This window comes from Flavobacterium tibetense, assembly GCF_003293845.1.
In the GTDB taxonomy this organism is placed as follows: Bacteria; Bacteroidota; Bacteroidia; order Flavobacteriales; family Flavobacteriaceae; genus Flavobacterium; species Flavobacterium tibetense.
In genome coordinates this window covers 157,911-174,533 of record NZ_QLST01000004.1, presented here as the reverse complement: position 1 = coordinate 174,533, position 16,623 = coordinate 157,911, and the positions used below count along the sequence as shown (strand labels likewise).

Below are 16,623 nucleotides of genomic sequence, written 5' to 3'. Positions count from 1 at the left end.
AATCCTTTTTTAATTCTTTCAACGTTTTAAACCTGAAAGAATTAAAAAAGATTGCAACGGAAAGCAGGAAAATGGATTACAAAAATAACAGAAACTTTCGCTTCAAAAAACAAAATTGCTAACTTTAAACCGCTTTTACGTATTTTTGCACCATGGAAACAAATAGACAAAAGAAAATAGGCGCTTTATTACAAAACGATTTAGTAGATATTCTACAAGGTGAAGTGCGCAAAAATGGGATTACGAATTTAATTATTTCGGTTTCTAAAGTAAATGTAACCTCTGATTTATCGATAGCTAAAGTGTTTTTGAGTGTGTTCCCTTCGGAGAAAGGCCCAGAATTATTAGCAGCAGTAAAAACAAATGCACCGCTAATCAAACACAATTTAGCGCAACGTGTAAAAAACCAATTGCGTAAAGTACCTAACTTGATTTTTTACATTGATGACAGTTTAGATTACATTGAAAAAATTGACAACGCTTTGACTGGAAATGAAAATCCGTTAGTGAACCCTGAATTATTAGACAAAAGAAAGAAATCGTAACTTGAATTTTTCTTTTTACATAGCCAAACGTTACACTGCGAGTTTTAGCAAAAATACCGCTATCAATATTATAACAGGTATTGCATCGCTGGGCATTATTGCTGGAACCATGGCGCTTTTTGTAGTGCTTTCGGCATTTAGTGGTTTGCGCAACTTTAGTATTGGGTTTACCAATGCCAGCGATCCCGATTTAAAATTGGCTCCCAAAGAAGGAAAAACACTTTTTATTACTTCCCAACAAGAAACTGCTCTAAACAACAGTAATTTAATTGCGAATTACAGCAAAGTAGTTGAAGATCGCGTGCTTTTTTTTTACGACCAAAAAGAACAAGTGGCTTATTTAAAAGGAGTTGATAGTGTATTTACCAAAGTAAGTGCTATTGACCAACATTTGTATGTAGGCAATTGGCTGGAAGACAACACCAAAGAAGTGATTGTTGGTGCCGAAATTAGCCGAAAACTCTCTCTAGGTTTGTTTGATTATACCAATAGATTAGAAGTTTACACACCAAAACCAGGAAAAGGAACTTTTGACCGACCGGAAGATGCTTTCAATATTGCTACTTTACAACCCGTTGGGATTTACAACATCAATGAAGAAGTTGACGTAAAATATGTGTATTGTTCGTTAGATTTAGCCCAAAATGTACTGCAATTACAACCCAATCAAGTTTCGCACATTGAATTTAAATTACAACCCAATGTTTCTGAAAAAGAAGCCATAACTTTTATTGAAAAAACATTCAACAACGCCGTAACGGTAAAAACCCGAATGCAGTTGAATGATGCATTATACAAAATGCTCAATACAGAAAACGTAGTGGTTTATCTGATTTTTACTTTAGTTATTATTATTGCCTTGTTTAATTTAATTGGTGCTTTGGTAATGATTATTATTGATAAAAAAGAAAACCTAAAAACCCTTTACAACTTAGGCAACACCATTGGAACGCTTCAAAAAATATTCTTATACCAAGGTTTGTTAATCACAGTTATTGGTAGCGCTATTGGATTGATTTTAGGAAGCGCCTTAGTTCTTTTACAACAGCAGTTTGAATTTTTGATGATTACGCCCACTTTAGCTTATCCTGTGGTTTATGAATGGCAAAACATTGGAATTGTATTAGCCACCATTGCTACACTTGGGTTTGCCTCTTCTTGGATTGCTTCAAGAACGGTGAGTAAAAATTTGTTTGGGTAAAAATCCACTACTCCGCTGGTAACGGTGCTCCTACAGCAACATCACATCTATGTCCATCTTGTCCGTGTGGTGGATTCATTTTTGCACCTGATATAGTTGCAGAACCTGTATTGGTATTGATTTTCATTTGTGGTTGTTCTGCCGGTTTTTGATTCACTACTTGCGGTGCCGTTTGTGGTGTTACTTGCGGTTGACTTGTAGTTGGTTGCGAATTTAAAGGTGCGCCAACTGCAATTTCACATCGGTGACCTGGTTGCCCGTGCGGAGGATTAATTCCTGGAGGTGTTTCTGTTGCATTTGTTTGTTGGGTTTGTTGCGTTTGCGCTGGTTGCACTTGTGGTTGCCCTATTCGTTGTTTCAGCCATTGCTCTCCTGTGATGGGTTGGGCTGTTTGCTGTGTTTCTTCTGTTATTTTTGTTTCTTCGTCTTTTTTACATGAAGTTAAAAACAACGAACTTATAAGTAGGGATAAAAATAGTTTCTTTTTCATTTTGCAATTGATTAAGTACCAAAGGTAAAACTTTATATTTTTATTTGGAAATGGATGTGAGAAATATTTTAATCAGAACAAAAGCATTCAATCTGATAATTGATTCAATGTATTATTTTAGCTTCTTGAAAGAAGCCAGAATTGAATTAAAATAATCTTCATCATTCTTAATCACATTTGCGAAACCGATGAACATCCCATTTATTTTTCGCATATGAAAAAGCCTTTGATTTTCCTTAAATTCATATTTAACATTCTCTTCGTCTAATAAAATAATAAAATCTTTACGTTCCAAAAAAGAATGAATTAATGCCGAACCATTCTTGCTATCAGTAACAAAAACAGTCGACGAATCTTTTCTTGTAAATCTATATTCTTTTGATGACGTTCCATTAAAAATGATTTCTTTTTTTGATAAATCATTTGGAAGTTCTATTTTAAATTTCGAATTACCAAATTCTAGCTTAAAATAACTTTCCTGTTTTAAAATTGAGCAGGAAACACAACAAAAAAGGCTTATACAAAAAATTATTTTAAAATTTAAAAGCATAAAACAAATGAATAATTGTTATTTATAAAAAATGAAAATACTATTACCTTTCAAAAACAATACCACCATCAACTATATATTCTTTAATATTGTTTCCTTCCAAAATAAAAACTAATGCAATTATATCCTTAATTTTTTTATCATCAATACTAATTAGTTTGTTTTTAAATTCATCCAAATCTATTTCTTCCAAATAAGTAATGTATTCTACATATATTATTTTTTCACTAATTCCAGAAAAAGTGATGATTCTTTTACTTTTTCTATGCTTGGATAGCGTTTCTAAATAGGGATTTCTCTTGTTTTGAAATCTTTTATTAATCTCTTTTTGTAAAAAGTTAAATTCTTCCTCATTTAATCCTACTTTTTCTAACTTTTCGACATTATATTTATCTCTGCTGTTATTAGAGTAATTGGCAATATGTTTATTAAATTCAAAAGAACCAAAATAAGGATTTACAACATACGCGCTGTCTATTAAATAAGGAGCAGATTCAATAACGGTCTTATAACATTCTTTTAGAATTTTTTTCTCTATTCTTGACAAACCACTTTCATCCGTTTTGCAACTAACTAGAAGAGTGAATAAAGGGAGAAGTATTAAAAATTTTAGTTTCATATAAAAGTTAGAATTTTAAAATCGAATCAGAATGATTTTTCGGCAAAATGTTGGCTAAATATAAATAAAAAATCCTTAATTAACTGTAGTCAGTTAATTAAGGATTTATGAAGTACCCGGAGTGGGAATCGAACCCACACACCTAAGTACACGAGTTTGAGTCGTGCGCGTCTACCAATTCCGCCATCCGGGCTGCTATTGATTCTCTCAGTAAGCGAGTGCAAATGTAATTAAAATTTTAAAAAACAAAACTAAAATACTTGAAAAATTGCTTTCAGAGTCGAAATTAATTTCTAAATTTGCACCCTATTTACAACAACACAACACTAACTAACTACTAAACAATAAATTAAAATGTCATACAAAGAGCCAGAAGCAAAAATTTTTGCATGTTCTCAAAGTGTGTATTTAGCCGAACAAATTGCTGAAAAGTATGGCGTTCCGCTAGGTAAAGTTACGTTCTCAACTTATAGTGACGGTGAATTTCAACCTTCTTTTGAAGAATCAATTAGAGGTTTACGCGTGTTTCTAGTTTGTTCCACTTTTCCAAGTGCCGACAACCTAATGGAACTTTTATTGATGATAGATGCTGCTAAAAGAGCTTCTGCCAGACATATTACCGCGGTAATTCCTTATTTTGGCTGGGCAAGACAAGACAGAAAAGACAAACCAAGAGTACCAATAGGAGCGAAATTAGTTGCAAAATTATTGGAAACTGCTGGAGCCACTCGAATCATGACTATGGATTTACACGCCGATCAAATCCAAGGCTTTTTCGAAAAACCAGTTGACCACTTGTTTGCATCGACTATCTTTTTGCCGTATGTGAAAAGTTTAAATTTAGAAAATTTAACTATCGCATCACCAGATATGGGTGGTTCTAAAAGAGCTTATGCCTATTCTAAATTTTTAGAATCGGATGTAGTAATCTGTTACAAGCAAAGAAAAAAAGCTAATGTAATTGACACTATGGAGTTGATTGGAGAAGTTACAGGAAGACATGTTGTTTTAGTGGACGATATGATTGACACCGGTGGAACATTAGCAAAAGCAGCCGATGTAATGATGGAAAAAGGAGCATTGAGTGTTAGAGCGATCTGTACACATCCAATATTATCTGGCGAGGCTTACGAAAAGATTGAAAATTCTAAATTAGTAGAATTAATCGTTACCGATTCTATTCCGTTAAAGAAAGAATCAAAAAAAATAAAAGTGGTAAGTTGTGCCCCATTATTTGCAGAAGTGATGCACATGGTACAAAACAACAATTCAATTAGCGGTAAATTTTTAATGTAAACCGTTTTTTGAACCAAAAAGAGAATTTTTATTAATTATATATATTTACAAATGAAATCAATTACGATTAAAGGATCAGAAAGAGAAAACGTAGGCAAAAAGGCAACTAAAGCCGTACGTGATGCTGGAATGGTTCCTTGCGTTATTTACGGAGGAAATCAACCAGTACATTTTGCAGCAGATGAAAGAGCATTTAAAGACTTGGTGTATACTCCAAACGCTCATACTGTTGTAATTGAATTAGAAAGTGGTAAAAAAGTAGATTGTATCTTACAAGATATCCAATTTCACCCAGTTTCTGACAAAATTTTACATATCGATTTCTTCCAATTAAACGATGAAAAAGAAATTGTTATGGAAGTTCCTGTGAAAGTTACGGGTACTTCACCTGGTGTTTTATTAGGAGGTGTTTTACGTTTAAACCAACGTCGTTTGAAAGTAAAAGCTTTACCTAAAAACTTACCTGATTTTGTTGAAGCTAACATTACTCCATTAGAAATGGGTAACAAATTGTATGTGACTAAAATCCCTACAAACAACTTCAAACTAATGCACCCAGACAACACAGTAGTGTGTCAAGTGAGAATTTCTCGTGCGGCAATGAAAGCTGCTCAAGAGGCTGCAAAAGCTGCAAAAGACGCAGGAAAAAAGAAAAAATAATTTCTTTACCACATACCAAAAGAGCACCAGTCAACACTGGTGCTTTTTTATTGAAATGAATTCAATATTTTTCTAATTAAGTGAGTTACCGTACTTTTACAGAATGAAATGGTGGAAACATTTATTTAACAAGGAAACAGACAACACAAAACAAACTATGAAAAAATTCTTGATTGTTGGTTTAGGCAACATTGGAGCTGAATATGTGAATACACGTCATAATATTGGTTTTAAAATTTTGGATTATATAGCTAGAAAAGAAGGTATTTCATTTGAAACGGCTAAACTTGGTGAAATATCAGAACTAAAAGTAAAAGGACGTTCAATTCTTTTACTTAAACCCAATACCTACATGAATTTAAGTGGCAAAGCAATTCATTATTGGTTAGAAAAAGAAAATATTCCAAAGGAAAATTTATTAGTGATTACCGATGATTTAAATTTAGCTTTTGGAACCATTCGAATCAAAGCTAAAGGAAGTGATGGTGGCCATAATGGGTTAAAAAATATTCAGTTGGTCTTAAACACTACAGAATATGCGCGATTTCGTTTTGGTATAAGTGATGCTTTTAAAAAAGGACAGCAAGTCAATTACGTCTTGGGCGAATGGGGTGAAGAAGAGAAAGAAAAGCTTAAAGAGCGCCTAGAAATAGCCTCAGAAGTGATCAAATCTTTTGCTCTAGCTGGATTAGCAAACACAATGAATGCATTTAATGGGAAATGATGGTATCATTTTTGAAACTTAACTTTTTATGAAAAAAATTCTACTATTAACTTTTATCACTGCGTTAGGTTTTGGGTGTGCCAATTATAATAATGCAAGTAAAGAGCCAATGAAAGAGGAAGCAAAATCAATTTGTCCTGAAGATGGTGTTTGTACTCCAAAAATTTTCAGAAACCAACAATTACAGATTGAAGTTGATGAAACAGGAGCCCTATATTATCGTTTGACTGAAAACAAAAACACTTCAGTTATTAGCTACGAATATAAAAAGCACACTGATTCCACTTTAGTTGACAATCATTATTCTGAAACCATTTTATTTGAAATAGAAAACAATTCGAAAGAACTTAACTTAAAAGATGAAAATCTACAAAATGTTAAAATGTTGTTTGACAAACAATGCTTTTGTAGAGGACAAGCTGGGGTTTACAAAATAACAAGTGGACAATTAGTCTTTACCAAAGAAAACGAATTAAACACTATTCAATTATCGTTTGAAATTCAAAATACTGATCAAAAACTTAAGACAATTCGTTTTTCTGTAAAATAAAAAAGTGCTGGCAATGCCAGCACTTTTAGTATTATGTATTTAATAACGACTATTCAACAACAATCTTTTTAACTTGTTTTTGAGCTCCGTCGAGAACAGTTACCATATAGATACCTGATTGCACATTGCTTAAGTTAATATTCTCATTGAAAAGACCCGAATTATTAAAACTTCTTTCAAAGATTTGTCTTCCTCTAATATCGTGAACCAATACTTTAATTTCATTCCCTGAATTAGAAGAGAACTGCACATTAAAGTTACCACTGTTAGGGTTTGGATAAATCACAAAATCATTTAAGGTAACGCTAGTCGATGATAAGGTAACTGTTTCTCTACAAACTTCTACAAACCAAGAATTAATACTACCCGTATCTCCAATATATCCATCTCTTGCTAAAAGAGTCCATATTCCGTTTGATGGTTTTCCATTGTATGCAGACAAAGGAGCCGAAGGAGCAAATGTCCCTGTCATGTTTGCAACACAAGTAAAAGCTGGAGCGCCATCCTCTAAGGTAACATTAAAGTTATCATTGGCACCACAAGCTCTATTCCATACCATAACCTGAGTAACATCAGGATGATTAATAGCAATTTGTAAATCCTGAGGATATGTATGAGTTACATTTAATCCAATTCTAACTTGTGAAATATTTCCTGTTGCAGGAACATTAATGGTATTTGAAACAACTGCTCCATAAACATTTTCCCCTGTTCCATCAGGGATATTAAGTACTGTTGAGTTTGTGTAAGTGTCACATTGTGTAACCACTGTGTAGCCTAATGCAAAATTTGGTGAAACTGCATAAAAAATATTACCAACAGCTTCAATAAGAATTCTACAATTCACAGCAGGTGTTGCTGGCATAGTTACATCTTGAGTACCATCATTAGGCGTATTAGCTAGTAATGTGGTAAAAGTTGTTCCGCCATCTGTAGAAATTAAAATATTAACATTAGCTGTATTAATACCATTTGCAGTAGTTCCTGCAACATCCCAAGTTATGGTTTGTATTGAACCTGTATCTAATGAAGCATTCAAAGTTGGGCTAGTAACTCGAAACGGTCCAACTGCAGCAGTTGTGACAGTCATATCTGCTCTATTTGTCATACCTGCACCAGCGCGGTTATCTCTTACCGTTAATGCAAAAGTCATTGTTCTTGCAACTGTGGGCACAACTTCCCATGTTGGTGCTAAATTTCCATTTAACACATCTTGAAATCTTGGAAAATATCGTGTAGGAGAACTTGAAGGTGTCACCGAACGAAAATTTGGACCAGTAGTAGCAGTGGTTAATGGTGGTTGTGTACTAACATTATTGTTATATTGTTCCCAACAATACGTTAATGCATCACCATTAGCATCTGTAGCAGAACCTGTCAATCGGAAAGCTGTTCCATTTGGAATAGTATAATTTGGACCAGCGTTTACTACTGGAGCTGTATTTCCTGAAGCACTAAGTTGTCTACAGTTAGCTGAAGCGCTTAAGACAAAATTAGTCATTTCTAATATACTTCTAGAATGAAAATAAGCATCAGAATTGTTTTGTACATTAGGAGCACAAATTCCAGCATACCCTAAAATTGTACTTGCGCTTCCTGGTTCAAAAGCAGAAGCACCTGAACGGTTACAGTTGTTGTTTTGTGTATGATTAGCTCCAAATTGATGTCCCATTTCGTGAGCTACATAATCTACATCAAATGGATCTCCAACAGGATTTGGTTGACCTGTAACTCCTCGGGCTTTACCAGTATTATTACAAACTGATCCTAATTGAGCAACTCCAGAGTCTGTTGTACAAAAAACATGGCCCATATCATAGTTTGCAGAACTAATGGCTCCGTCAATAACTGCTTGTACTTCATTAATCAAAGTGCCAGCATTGTTATTTGTTAGACCATCATCAACTGAAGGATCAACAAACACAATAGCATCATTGCTAGCTATCAAATTCATTCTAACCGCCATGTCCCTTTCATAGATTCCATTTAATCTTGTTAAACTAACTACTATTGCAGAAATTACAGTAGCTTTTTTAATATTTTCTGGATCTGTCAAAGGAACACCTGCAGCATTAAGGTGATACACTGAATATTCATTAGTACATGCCACAGCTAAACGGTATTGTCTTAAATTACCATCGTTAACCATTTCTTGATTGTCAAATCTTCCAGCATCAACCGACATTGACTCTTCGTCTTGAACTAAACAACCAAACTGTCGAGCTGGTTGAATGTCTTTTCTGCTGTATACAATATAATTATTTAAATCTTTGGTATAAGTATCGATATAGTAAGTTCCTAAACCACCCGAAAGCGACATCACGTGTAAACCAAAGTTAGTCACACTAAAACGCAATGTTGCAGACTTGTCGTCTATACCTTGAGCTGAATACGATTTAATAGAAGGGAATTTATCCATTAGCTCCTTTTCCATGACAGGGGCTTCAAAAACTTTAAATCTAGATAAATTTCCATTAAAATCGGGAAATTGTAAAATTAAATCTGATTGCAATTCTGGATTTTCCATTGGCGCATTTACCAATAAATTCTTGAACAATTGAAAATTCAAGTTGTAAAGTTGGGCTTTAGAGGGATTAGTTGCTCTTTCAAACTTTTCCTTCGAAGCAAGCTTAGCCTCGTCAGTTTTTACCCAATAACCCTGTTGGCCAAACCCTAAGTTTAGCGACAGAATTATCAATAATAATGTAATTTTTTTCATAATAAATGTTATTTGGGGAAATTAATTGTCAATTATAAAAAAGCTAGACAAATGTCTAGCTTTTTCGTAAAAATTGTTGAAAAAATTTATTGAATTACAATTTTTTTAACTTGTTTTTGAGCACCATCCAAAACAGTTACCATATAAACTCCTGATTGTACATTGCTTAAGTTAATATTCTCATTGAAAAGACCTGTATTTGTATAACTTCTTTCAAATATTTGTCTCCCTCTAATATCATGAACTATTACATTCACTTTTTCAGATTTAGGACTAAATTGTATTGTAAAAGACCCGTTATTCGGATTTGGATATAATGCTAAATTATTAATTTCAAAAGAATCACTATTTAAAGTAATTTGCTGTGTACAAATTTCAAGTGTCCAGTTACCAATATTTCCAGTATCACCATTGTAGAAATCCGCAGCCAACAATCTCCAAGTACCAATTGATGATTTTCCTCCGAAAGCGGATAGTGGTGTAGCTGGAGAATAAGTTCCAGTAACTCCAGCACAAGCAGCAGGAATTGCTGCGTTCCCATCAGAAAATGTTAAATTCGCAATTCCATTACTATTCCCACAGTTTCTATTAAACAATGTAACTTGAGTAGCATCAGGATGTTCTAGTGAAATCACCAAATCATTCATCCAAGTATGAGTAATTCCTAAAGTAGCTCGTACGCTTGATATTGTAACATCAGGAGTGGTAACATTAATAGATTTAGAAACTACAGGTCCAGATGCATTTGCACCGACTCCGTCAGGGATATTTAATGCTGTATTATTAGTATATGAATTACAAGTTGTAGTTATAGTGTAACCTACCGCAAAAACCTGAGAATTCACATTAAAGAAAATATTATTTGAAGCCTTAACCATTAACCTACAAAAAGGCGCTGGAGCAGATGGCATAGTAACATTTGCAGAACCTGTATTTGGAGTATTAGCTAATAAAGTAGTCCAAGTTTGACCATTATCCGTAGTAATAAGAACATCTACATTAGCACCGCCTGCAATTAAATTTGTATTGTTTACAGTCCATGAAACCGTTTGAACAGTATTCACATCATATGAAATACCTGCAGTATTTTGAGATGTAACTGTTAAAGGACCTCTAGTCCCATCAACTGTTACGACCATATCTGCAAAATTTGTTTGACCTCCATTTAGTTCATTATCTTTAACAGTTAATCTGAAATTTAGAGTTCTAGCTACTGAACTGAGGGCTTCAACTAAGATATTACTTCCCGCAGTTGTAGTAGAACCATTAAAAACTGAGTTTAAATTAGGGAAATATCTAGTTGGGCTTGTTGTTGGGCTATATGATCTGAAATTTGGTCCCGATGCTTTTGTTGGAGACGCAGCACTTGCTGCACCAGTTTGAGTACCTGTCATAGTATCATATTGCTCCCAACAATACGTTAAACTTCCTCCACCTACATCAGTTGCAGAACCGGTTAGCATAAAAGGAGTACTTATTGGTATTGTATAATTTACACCTGCATTCACAACGGGAGCACCGTGGGTAATAGGAGTAGATGTAGGACAAGTTTTAGCTACCATATTCGCTTGAACTTGTTGGATAGAAGCAGCGTGAAAATAATCATCAGAAGCCAAAGCTGCATTTTGAGCAGTAATACCCGCATATGCCATAATAGTTGTTCCTCCACCCACTTCTTTTTGAGCGAAATTTGGCCCTTCACTAGCATGAGAAAACGTATGTCTTCCTCCAAATTGATGACCAAACTCGTGAGCAACGTAATCAACATCAAAAGTTTCTCCTTCTGGAGGATCAGCTGCTGTAAAAGCACTTCCTTTACCTGCATTACAAACACAACCAATACATCCAGCATTACCATTATCAGGACCAAAAACAAATAAGTGACCTACATCATAATTTGCTTCTCCAATAACGTTTGTTAAAGTAGTTTGTAATTGATTGTTATAATTCGTTGTATAAGGGTCTGTTGCGGGATTAGTATAAACAACCAAATCATTATTACCAATTAAAACCATTCTTATTGCAAGATCTCTTTCATATAATCCATTATTTCTGGTCATAGTAGTATTAATTGCAGCCATTGCACCAGCTACAGTTCCGCCATGATATTGAGCATATTCTCCAGTACAAGAAACAGCAGTTCTAAATGTTAATAAACGACCATCACTAGCCATTGTTTCATTTTGAAGACGACCATTAATTTCATCGAAGTTTAATTCTTCATCAGGTGTTGCACAAGTAAAAGGTTTTTTGTTTTTATTGCTCCCTTTGTTTCTATCAGATTTGTAAAATGCGTGGATAGCACCATCTGTTGACATTGGAGTAAAAAATTCTGTAACGCCATTACCTCTAAGAATCATACCATTAAGACCACGTGGATCAACACTCAATCTTAAAACCGTTGCCTTATTCTTTAAAGACACACCAATGTAGGAGTTAATTTGAGGGAATTTGGCCTTTAGTTCGTCTTCAAAATTTGAAGCTTCAAACATCATGAAATCTTCAAAGTTACCTTCAGCGTCTGGAAAAGATATCACTAATGATGAAATCTTAGTTTCAAAACGATCAGGAGCGCTTTGCAACGCTGTAACAATTGCATTTAAATCTAACTGCAATTTTGTAAATTGACTAGGCAAATTACCATTTTCAGCATAAGTTGTTAACTGAAAATCCTGTTTAATAGATTGACTCCAAAAATTCTTGCTTTGAGAATAAGTGAAGTTAATTCCAAAAAACAACATTGAAAATAAAAGTATTGTTTTTTTCATAATATAGGGGTTATAAAGACTTGTTTTAATTAACAAAAATAAATAAAAAAAGCGGTATTACAAATAATACCGCTTTTTTTTAATAATTATCTTAAAGATTATTTAATAATAATTTTCTTGGTTGTCTTTGTATTTCCGTCTTGGACAGTAATTAAATATACACCCGACTGAACATTATTCAATTGAATTGACTCATTAAAAACACCGTTATTTTGGAATTGTTTTGAGAATATTGTTCTACCTCTAACATCTAAAACCACTACATCAAATTTCTCAGAAGTAGGATTGTAATGTAAATTAAACAACCCATTGTTAGGATTTGGATATACGTTAAATATATTTTCATTAACAAAATTATCAGAAGAAAGTTCTTCATCAATTGTAACTGAAGTTGTTTCTGAATTTGCATATGCTCCACCAGTTCTTATTGTAGCACCTTCTGCAGTTGTTAATGTGTAAGACCCAATTCCATAATCACAGCAAATACCGTCTCCAAAACCATCATAAATAGTAAATGTATAACATTCTCCTACAACAACATTAACTGTTTCATCTATAGGGGTTGAGTCACCATCGGTATAAGGTCCTCCTGAAGCAAGTACAGCACCATCAGAATCTCTTAAAAATTCCCATGTAATTTCCGAACCATAGTCATCAGGAACTATATTAATATTTACTGAAGTTGTCTCAAAATAAGCAGCGAAAGATGAAGAAGTTTGAGAATCATTAATACTATTACCATCGGTTCCTCCGTTAGGGTTTGAAACTGTAGCGGTAAACGTATGCGTTCCAGCTGTTAATGAGATTGAAGGTAAGTTAATTAGCGCACTAGCATTTTGAGCTAAAGAACCTGTCCAGTTATATGTTGCAGAAGGATTAGCGTCTATTCTATAACTAATAGTTGCAGATGTTAAAGTGGTAGTTCCTCTATTAGTTAACCTAACTATTGGAGCCATTGTTGTCCCGCAATTAGCAATATTTAAATCTTCAATTTGACATTGACCATCAAGTGGTACCGCTGAGAAACAAACACTTGAAGTTTTTAATGACGCTCTTCTTGGTGACACATCCATAACTGTTAACATTCTTGCTTTTTGATCATTAGTAAAAATGTTCATACATGTATCATTTGTATAATCCATGTAATTTTCAATCATATCTACTGTACCGCAGGAAACGTGTCCCGTTGGACAACCTCCATTTGAAGCATCAGATTCTGGAGTATCCGCACAAAAATCATCTACACCACATGCGCCATCTCCCCAAATATGTCTAAGTCCTAACCAGTGACCGATTTCGTGAGTTGTTGTTCTCCCTTTATCATATGGCACTGCATAAGAACCTGCTGGATAAATCGTTGAAGATCCAAAAGCATTAAACGCCATAATAACCCCATCTGTTCCCGCAGCTCCACCATTGGCCGGCATACCCGCTAAACCAGAAGAACTAGGAAACTGAGCGTAACCTAAAACACCATTTAAGTCACCACCAAAACGCGCTGTCCAAACATTTAGGTAAGAATTTGGATCCCATGAAGTATTTGGTTTTAAATTACCTTCAACACCTGATTGATCCCAAGAAGCAACACCTAAGTTAACTCTATCGATACCATTTGTTGGATTTCCATTAGGATCTACAACAGCCATACAAAATTCAATTTCCACATCAGCACCGTCAGGATGATTATTGTAACCAGGAGTGCCTAACATTCTTCTAAAGTCTTCATTCATAACCTGAATTTGAGAAAGAACCTGCTCATCTCTGATGTTTTCACCTGTTCCATACGCATCCCCATTGTGAATAACGTGAACTACAACTGGAATGGTAATAACAGCATTGGGTTGGTTAGGATTAGCTGCTCTTTTTGCTTTTAATGCCGCTACCTTAGGCGCTAACCAGTTTTCAAATTCTTGATCTGAAACAGCCTGTTTTTTGCCTTGTAATTGTTTGTTATACTCTGTTGACGCACAACGCACAACACCGCTTGGACCAAATGATCTTGCTTGCTCCATAGCCGCAGAAAAATCGAATTTGCCTTTATTCGTTTTTACCTTCTTATCTTGAGAAAAAGAGGTAATAGTAAGTGATAAAGCCAAAAAAGTTAGTAATATTCTTTTCATTTTTGGTAAAATTATGAGGTTAATGCGCAAATATAACAAAAAACCATTACCGTGTTAAATAATTCTTAATTTATTTTTAAAAGCATATTACCTAACATTATCTTATATTTGCAATTGATAATTCTTATGCAAACCCACCACTCCATACACGATTTTTATTCAACAAAAAGAACCATAATCACTATTGGCACTTTTGATGGTGTACATCTTGGGCACCAAAAAATCTTGAGTCAATTAGTTGAAGAAGCCAAAGCCTTGCAATATGAAAGTTTGGTGCTGACTTTCTTTCCGCATCCGAGAATGGTTTTAGGAAAAGAGAATTCCATTAAACTCATTAATACCATTGAAGAGAAAAAGCTATTATTGGAAGCCCTTGGAATTGACAACCTCATTGTTCATGAATTTGATACCAATTTTGCTGATTTAACCGCGTTTGATTTCGTAGAAAAAATTCTTGTTGGGAAACTTAATGTTGGGAAAATAATAATTGGTTACGACCATAAATTTGGCAAAGGAAGAACAGCTGACATTAATGATTTAATTGAATTTGGAAAGCAATTCGGTTTTGAAGTTGAACAAATTTCAGCTGAAGAAATTGGTGACATAGCTATAAGTTCTACCAAAATTAGAAAAGCATTATTGGAAGGAAATATAAAACTGGTCAATCAGTTCTTAGGTTACACTTTTGAATTTACTGGAAAAGTGATTGAAGGCAAGAAAATTGGCAGAACAATTCAATTTCCAACAGCCAACATTTCTATTGAAGAAAATTACAAATTAGTACCCAAAAATGGGGTTTACATTATAGAATCAGAAATTGACAACATCCTTTATCACGGAATGATGAACATTGGAACCAATCCAACATTGGGAGAAAACCAACAAACCATCGAAATTCATTTTTTTGATTTTGACCAGAACATTTACAAAAAAATGCTTGCAATAAAAGTTTTGGAAAAAATAAGAGAAGAACAAAAGTTTGATTCCCTTGAAGCCTTGCGATTGCAATTAAAAAAAGACCAAACCTTTTCTAAATCGTATTTTGACAACCTATGAAAGAGCGATTTTTTCAACCCGTTGATAATGCACCACTAATTGTCTTTAGAATCTTTTTTGGATTTTTAATGGCTTGCGAAAGTTTTGGCGCAATCATTACAGGTTGGGTTAAAAATGTTTTAATTACTCCAAAATTTACATTTTCATTTATTGGTTTCGAGTGGTTGCAACCTTTGTCTGGAAACGGCATGTACTTTTACTTTGCTTTAATGGGAACTTTTGGGTTGTTGATCATGCTTGGTTTTCGTTATCGCATCGCAATAATAAGTTTTACGTTACTCTGGGCTGGAGTGTATTTCATGCAAAAATCAGCTTACAATAATCATTACTATTTGGTTTTATTAATTAGCTTTTTAATGGTTTTTCTTCCTGCCAATAAAAATTTGTCTTTGGATACTAAATTTGGAAAGGTGAAAACCGAAAACCAAATGCCTTACTGGATTATATTCTTATTCATTTGTCAGGTTACTTTTGTTTATGTTTATGCGGCAATAGCAAAATTTTATCCGGATTGGTTAGACGGCACTTTTACTAAAAATTTATTACAAGGAACCACTACAAGACCATTCTTCTTAGAAATCTTCAGTCAAAAATGGTTCTATTTGTTTATAGCTTACGCGGGAATTGCATTTGACTTATTCATTGTACCATTTCTCCTTTTTAAACGAACTCGAACATTAGCGTTAATTGCTTCCTTGGTGTTTCATTTGTTTAATTCTATCACGCTTCAAATTGGAATTTTTCCTTTTTTTGCGTTAACTTTTGCATTGTTCTTTTATCCACCAATAACTGCTAGGAAACTTTTTTATCCAAAAAGACTAAAACAAGACTTTGTTATTTTGCCTTTTAGTAATTCCAATAAAAATGTATTTTACTTCTTGATTATTCCTTATTTGATTATTCAATTTGCTTTACCATTGCGACATCATTTTATTGCAGGTGATGTTTTGCAAACCGAGGAAGGCCACAGAATGAGTTGGCGCATGATGCTTAGAGAAAAATCAGGATTTATAGTTTTTAAAGTAAAAGATAATACCACAAATGAAGTTTGGATTCATAACTATTACAACGATGTAACGCCAAAACAAGCTTCAAATTTAGCCACTAAACCCGATTTTATTTGGCAGTATTGTCAAAGAATTAAAAAACAAAATGAAGGAAAAGATATTTCCATTTATGTTGATTGCTCCATTGCTATAAATCGTAAAGAATACAGACCACTAATTGACCCAAAATTTGATATGGCAAAGGCAGAATGGAGTCATTTCAAACATAACGAATGGATACTTTTACAAGAATAAAAAATCCCGATTTTTACATCGGGA

14 protein-coding genes and 1 tRNA gene are annotated in these 16,623 nt (G+C 33.9%); 8 read left to right on the top strand and 7 right to left on the bottom strand.

The features are described from left to right. Nucleotides 1-152: 152 nt before the first annotated feature. Both rbfA and DPN68_RS04755 read left to right on the top strand, forming a co-directional pair. Entirely contained in the window at nucleotides 153-545 is a 393-nt protein-coding gene (gene rbfA, locus DPN68_RS04760; RefSeq protein WP_113988505.1) for a 30S ribosome-binding factor RbfA, read from the top strand. A 1-nt stretch (nucleotide 546) separates the two neighbouring features. Next, entirely contained in the window at nucleotides 547-1,746 is a 1,200-nt protein-coding gene (locus tag DPN68_RS04755; RefSeq protein WP_113988504.1) for an ABC transporter permease, read from the top strand. Between the two features lie 7 nt (nucleotides 1,747-1,753). Here DPN68_RS04755 and DPN68_RS04750 read toward each other — a convergent pair whose 3' ends face one another. From DPN68_RS04750 to DPN68_RS04735, 4 genes are all read right to left on the bottom strand, one after another. Next, nucleotides 1,754-2,236: a hypothetical protein gene (locus DPN68_RS04750; protein ID WP_113988503.1), complete on the bottom strand. Its 483-nt coding sequence runs from the start codon at nucleotides 2,234-2,236 to the stop codon at nucleotides 1,754-1,756. Between the two features lie 112 nt (nucleotides 2,237-2,348). After that, complete coding sequence (locus tag DPN68_RS04745) at nucleotides 2,349-2,786, bottom strand: hypothetical protein (RefSeq protein WP_113988502.1); 438 nt, start codon at nucleotides 2,784-2,786, stop codon at nucleotides 2,349-2,351. 43 nt (nucleotides 2,787-2,829) lie between these two features. Then, on the bottom strand, nucleotides 2,830-3,405 hold the full coding sequence (locus DPN68_RS04740) for a hypothetical protein (protein WP_113988501.1): 576 nt from the start codon (nucleotides 3,403-3,405) through the stop codon (nucleotides 2,830-2,832). Between the two features lie 113 nt (nucleotides 3,406-3,518). Next, nucleotides 3,519-3,598 (bottom strand) — tRNA-Leu (locus tag DPN68_RS04735). Nucleotides 3,599-3,759: 161 nt separating this feature from the next. Between DPN68_RS04735 and DPN68_RS04730 the strand changes: the two genes are divergently transcribed. The 4 genes from DPN68_RS04730 (at nucleotide 3,760) to DPN68_RS04715 (ending at nucleotide 6,635) form a co-directional block, all read left to right on the top strand. Next, entirely contained in the window at nucleotides 3,760-4,701 is a 942-nt protein-coding gene (locus DPN68_RS04730) for a ribose-phosphate pyrophosphokinase (RefSeq protein WP_113988500.1), read from the top strand. Nucleotides 4,702-4,752: 51 nt separating this feature from the next. Continuing rightward, a complete protein-coding gene (locus DPN68_RS04725) occupies nucleotides 4,753-5,361 on the top strand; it encodes a 50S ribosomal protein L25/general stress protein Ctc (protein WP_113988499.1) in 609 nt (202 codons plus the stop codon). A 157-nt stretch (nucleotides 5,362-5,518) separates the two neighbouring features. Then, nucleotides 5,519-6,085, top strand: a complete 567-nt coding sequence (gene pth, locus DPN68_RS04720; protein ID WP_162298395.1) for an aminoacyl-tRNA hydrolase — start codon at nucleotides 5,519-5,521, stop codon at nucleotides 6,083-6,085. Nucleotides 6,086-6,113: 28 nt separating this feature from the next. Next, on the top strand, nucleotides 6,114-6,635 hold the full coding sequence (locus DPN68_RS04715; RefSeq protein WP_113988497.1) for a hypothetical protein: 522 nt from the start codon (nucleotides 6,114-6,116) through the stop codon (nucleotides 6,633-6,635). 49 nt (nucleotides 6,636-6,684) lie between these two features. Here DPN68_RS04715 and DPN68_RS04710 read toward each other — a convergent pair whose 3' ends face one another. From DPN68_RS04710 to DPN68_RS13145, 3 genes are all read right to left on the bottom strand, one after another. Next, nucleotides 6,685-9,354 (bottom strand): zinc-dependent metalloprotease, encoded by a 2,670-nt coding sequence (locus DPN68_RS04710; protein ID WP_113988496.1) that lies wholly within the window; start codon nucleotides 9,352-9,354, stop codon nucleotides 6,685-6,687. Nucleotides 9,355-9,440: 86 nt separating this feature from the next. Further along, nucleotides 9,441-12,122, bottom strand: coding sequence for a zinc-dependent metalloprotease (locus tag DPN68_RS04705; protein WP_113988495.1), 2,682 nt, complete (start codon nucleotides 12,120-12,122; stop codon nucleotides 9,441-9,443). 98 nt (nucleotides 12,123-12,220) lie between these two features. Beyond that, complete coding sequence (locus DPN68_RS13145) at nucleotides 12,221-14,242, bottom strand: T9SS type A sorting domain-containing protein (RefSeq protein ID WP_157958496.1); 2,022 nt, start codon at nucleotides 14,240-14,242, stop codon at nucleotides 12,221-12,223. Nucleotides 14,243-14,368: 126 nt separating this feature from the next. Here DPN68_RS13145 and DPN68_RS04695 point away from each other — a divergent pair, with 126 nt between their 5' ends. Beyond that, nucleotides 14,369-15,298: a bifunctional riboflavin kinase/FAD synthetase gene (locus DPN68_RS04695; RefSeq protein ID WP_113988494.1), complete on the top strand. Its 930-nt coding sequence runs from the start codon at nucleotides 14,369-14,371 to the stop codon at nucleotides 15,296-15,298. Continuing rightward, nucleotides 15,295-16,599: an HTTM domain-containing protein gene (locus tag DPN68_RS04690; RefSeq protein WP_113988493.1), complete on the top strand. Its 1,305-nt coding sequence runs from the start codon at nucleotides 15,295-15,297 to the stop codon at nucleotides 16,597-16,599. The genes DPN68_RS04695 and DPN68_RS04690 overlap by 4 nt, the downstream gene beginning before the upstream one ends. Nucleotides 16,600-16,623: the final 24 nt, after the last annotated feature.

What these genes read in the sequence shown, in the direction of transcription:
- rbfA (WP_113988505.1), top strand. Translation starts at nt 153, where the DNA reads ATGGAAACAAATAGACAAAAGAAAATAGGCGCTTTATTACAAAACGAT.
- DPN68_RS04750 (WP_113988503.1), bottom strand. Translation starts at nt 2,236, where the DNA reads ATGAAAAAGAAACTATTTTTATCCCTACTTATAAGTTCGTTGTTTTTA.
- DPN68_RS04745 (WP_113988502.1), bottom strand. Translation starts at nt 2,786, where the DNA reads ATGCTTTTAAATTTTAAAATAATTTTTTGTATAAGCCTTTTTTGTTGT.
- DPN68_RS04740 (WP_113988501.1), bottom strand. Translation starts at nt 3,405, where the DNA reads ATGAAACTAAAATTTTTAATACTTCTCCCTTTATTCACTCTTCTAGTT.
- DPN68_RS04730 (WP_113988500.1), top strand. Translation starts at nt 3,760, where the DNA reads ATGTCATACAAAGAGCCAGAAGCAAAAATTTTTGCATGTTCTCAAAGT.
- DPN68_RS04725 (WP_113988499.1), top strand. Translation starts at nt 4,753, where the DNA reads ATGAAATCAATTACGATTAAAGGATCAGAAAGAGAAAACGTAGGCAAA.
- pth (WP_162298395.1), top strand. Translation starts at nt 5,519, where the DNA reads ATGAAAAAATTCTTGATTGTTGGTTTAGGCAACATTGGAGCTGAATAT.
- DPN68_RS04715 (WP_113988497.1), top strand. Translation starts at nt 6,114, where the DNA reads ATGAAAAAAATTCTACTATTAACTTTTATCACTGCGTTAGGTTTTGGG.
- DPN68_RS04710 (WP_113988496.1), bottom strand. Translation starts at nt 9,354, where the DNA reads ATGAAAAAAATTACATTATTATTGATAATTCTGTCGCTAAACTTAGGG.
- DPN68_RS04705 (WP_113988495.1), bottom strand. Translation starts at nt 12,122, where the DNA reads ATGAAAAAAACAATACTTTTATTTTCAATGTTGTTTTTTGGAATTAAC.
- DPN68_RS13145 (WP_157958496.1), bottom strand. Translation starts at nt 14,242, where the DNA reads ATGAAAAGAATATTACTAACTTTTTTGGCTTTATCACTTACTATTACC.
- DPN68_RS04695 (WP_113988494.1), top strand. Translation starts at nt 14,369, where the DNA reads ATGCAAACCCACCACTCCATACACGATTTTTATTCAACAAAAAGAACC.
- DPN68_RS04690 (WP_113988493.1), top strand. Translation starts at nt 15,295, where the DNA reads ATGAAAGAGCGATTTTTTCAACCCGTTGATAATGCACCACTAATTGTC.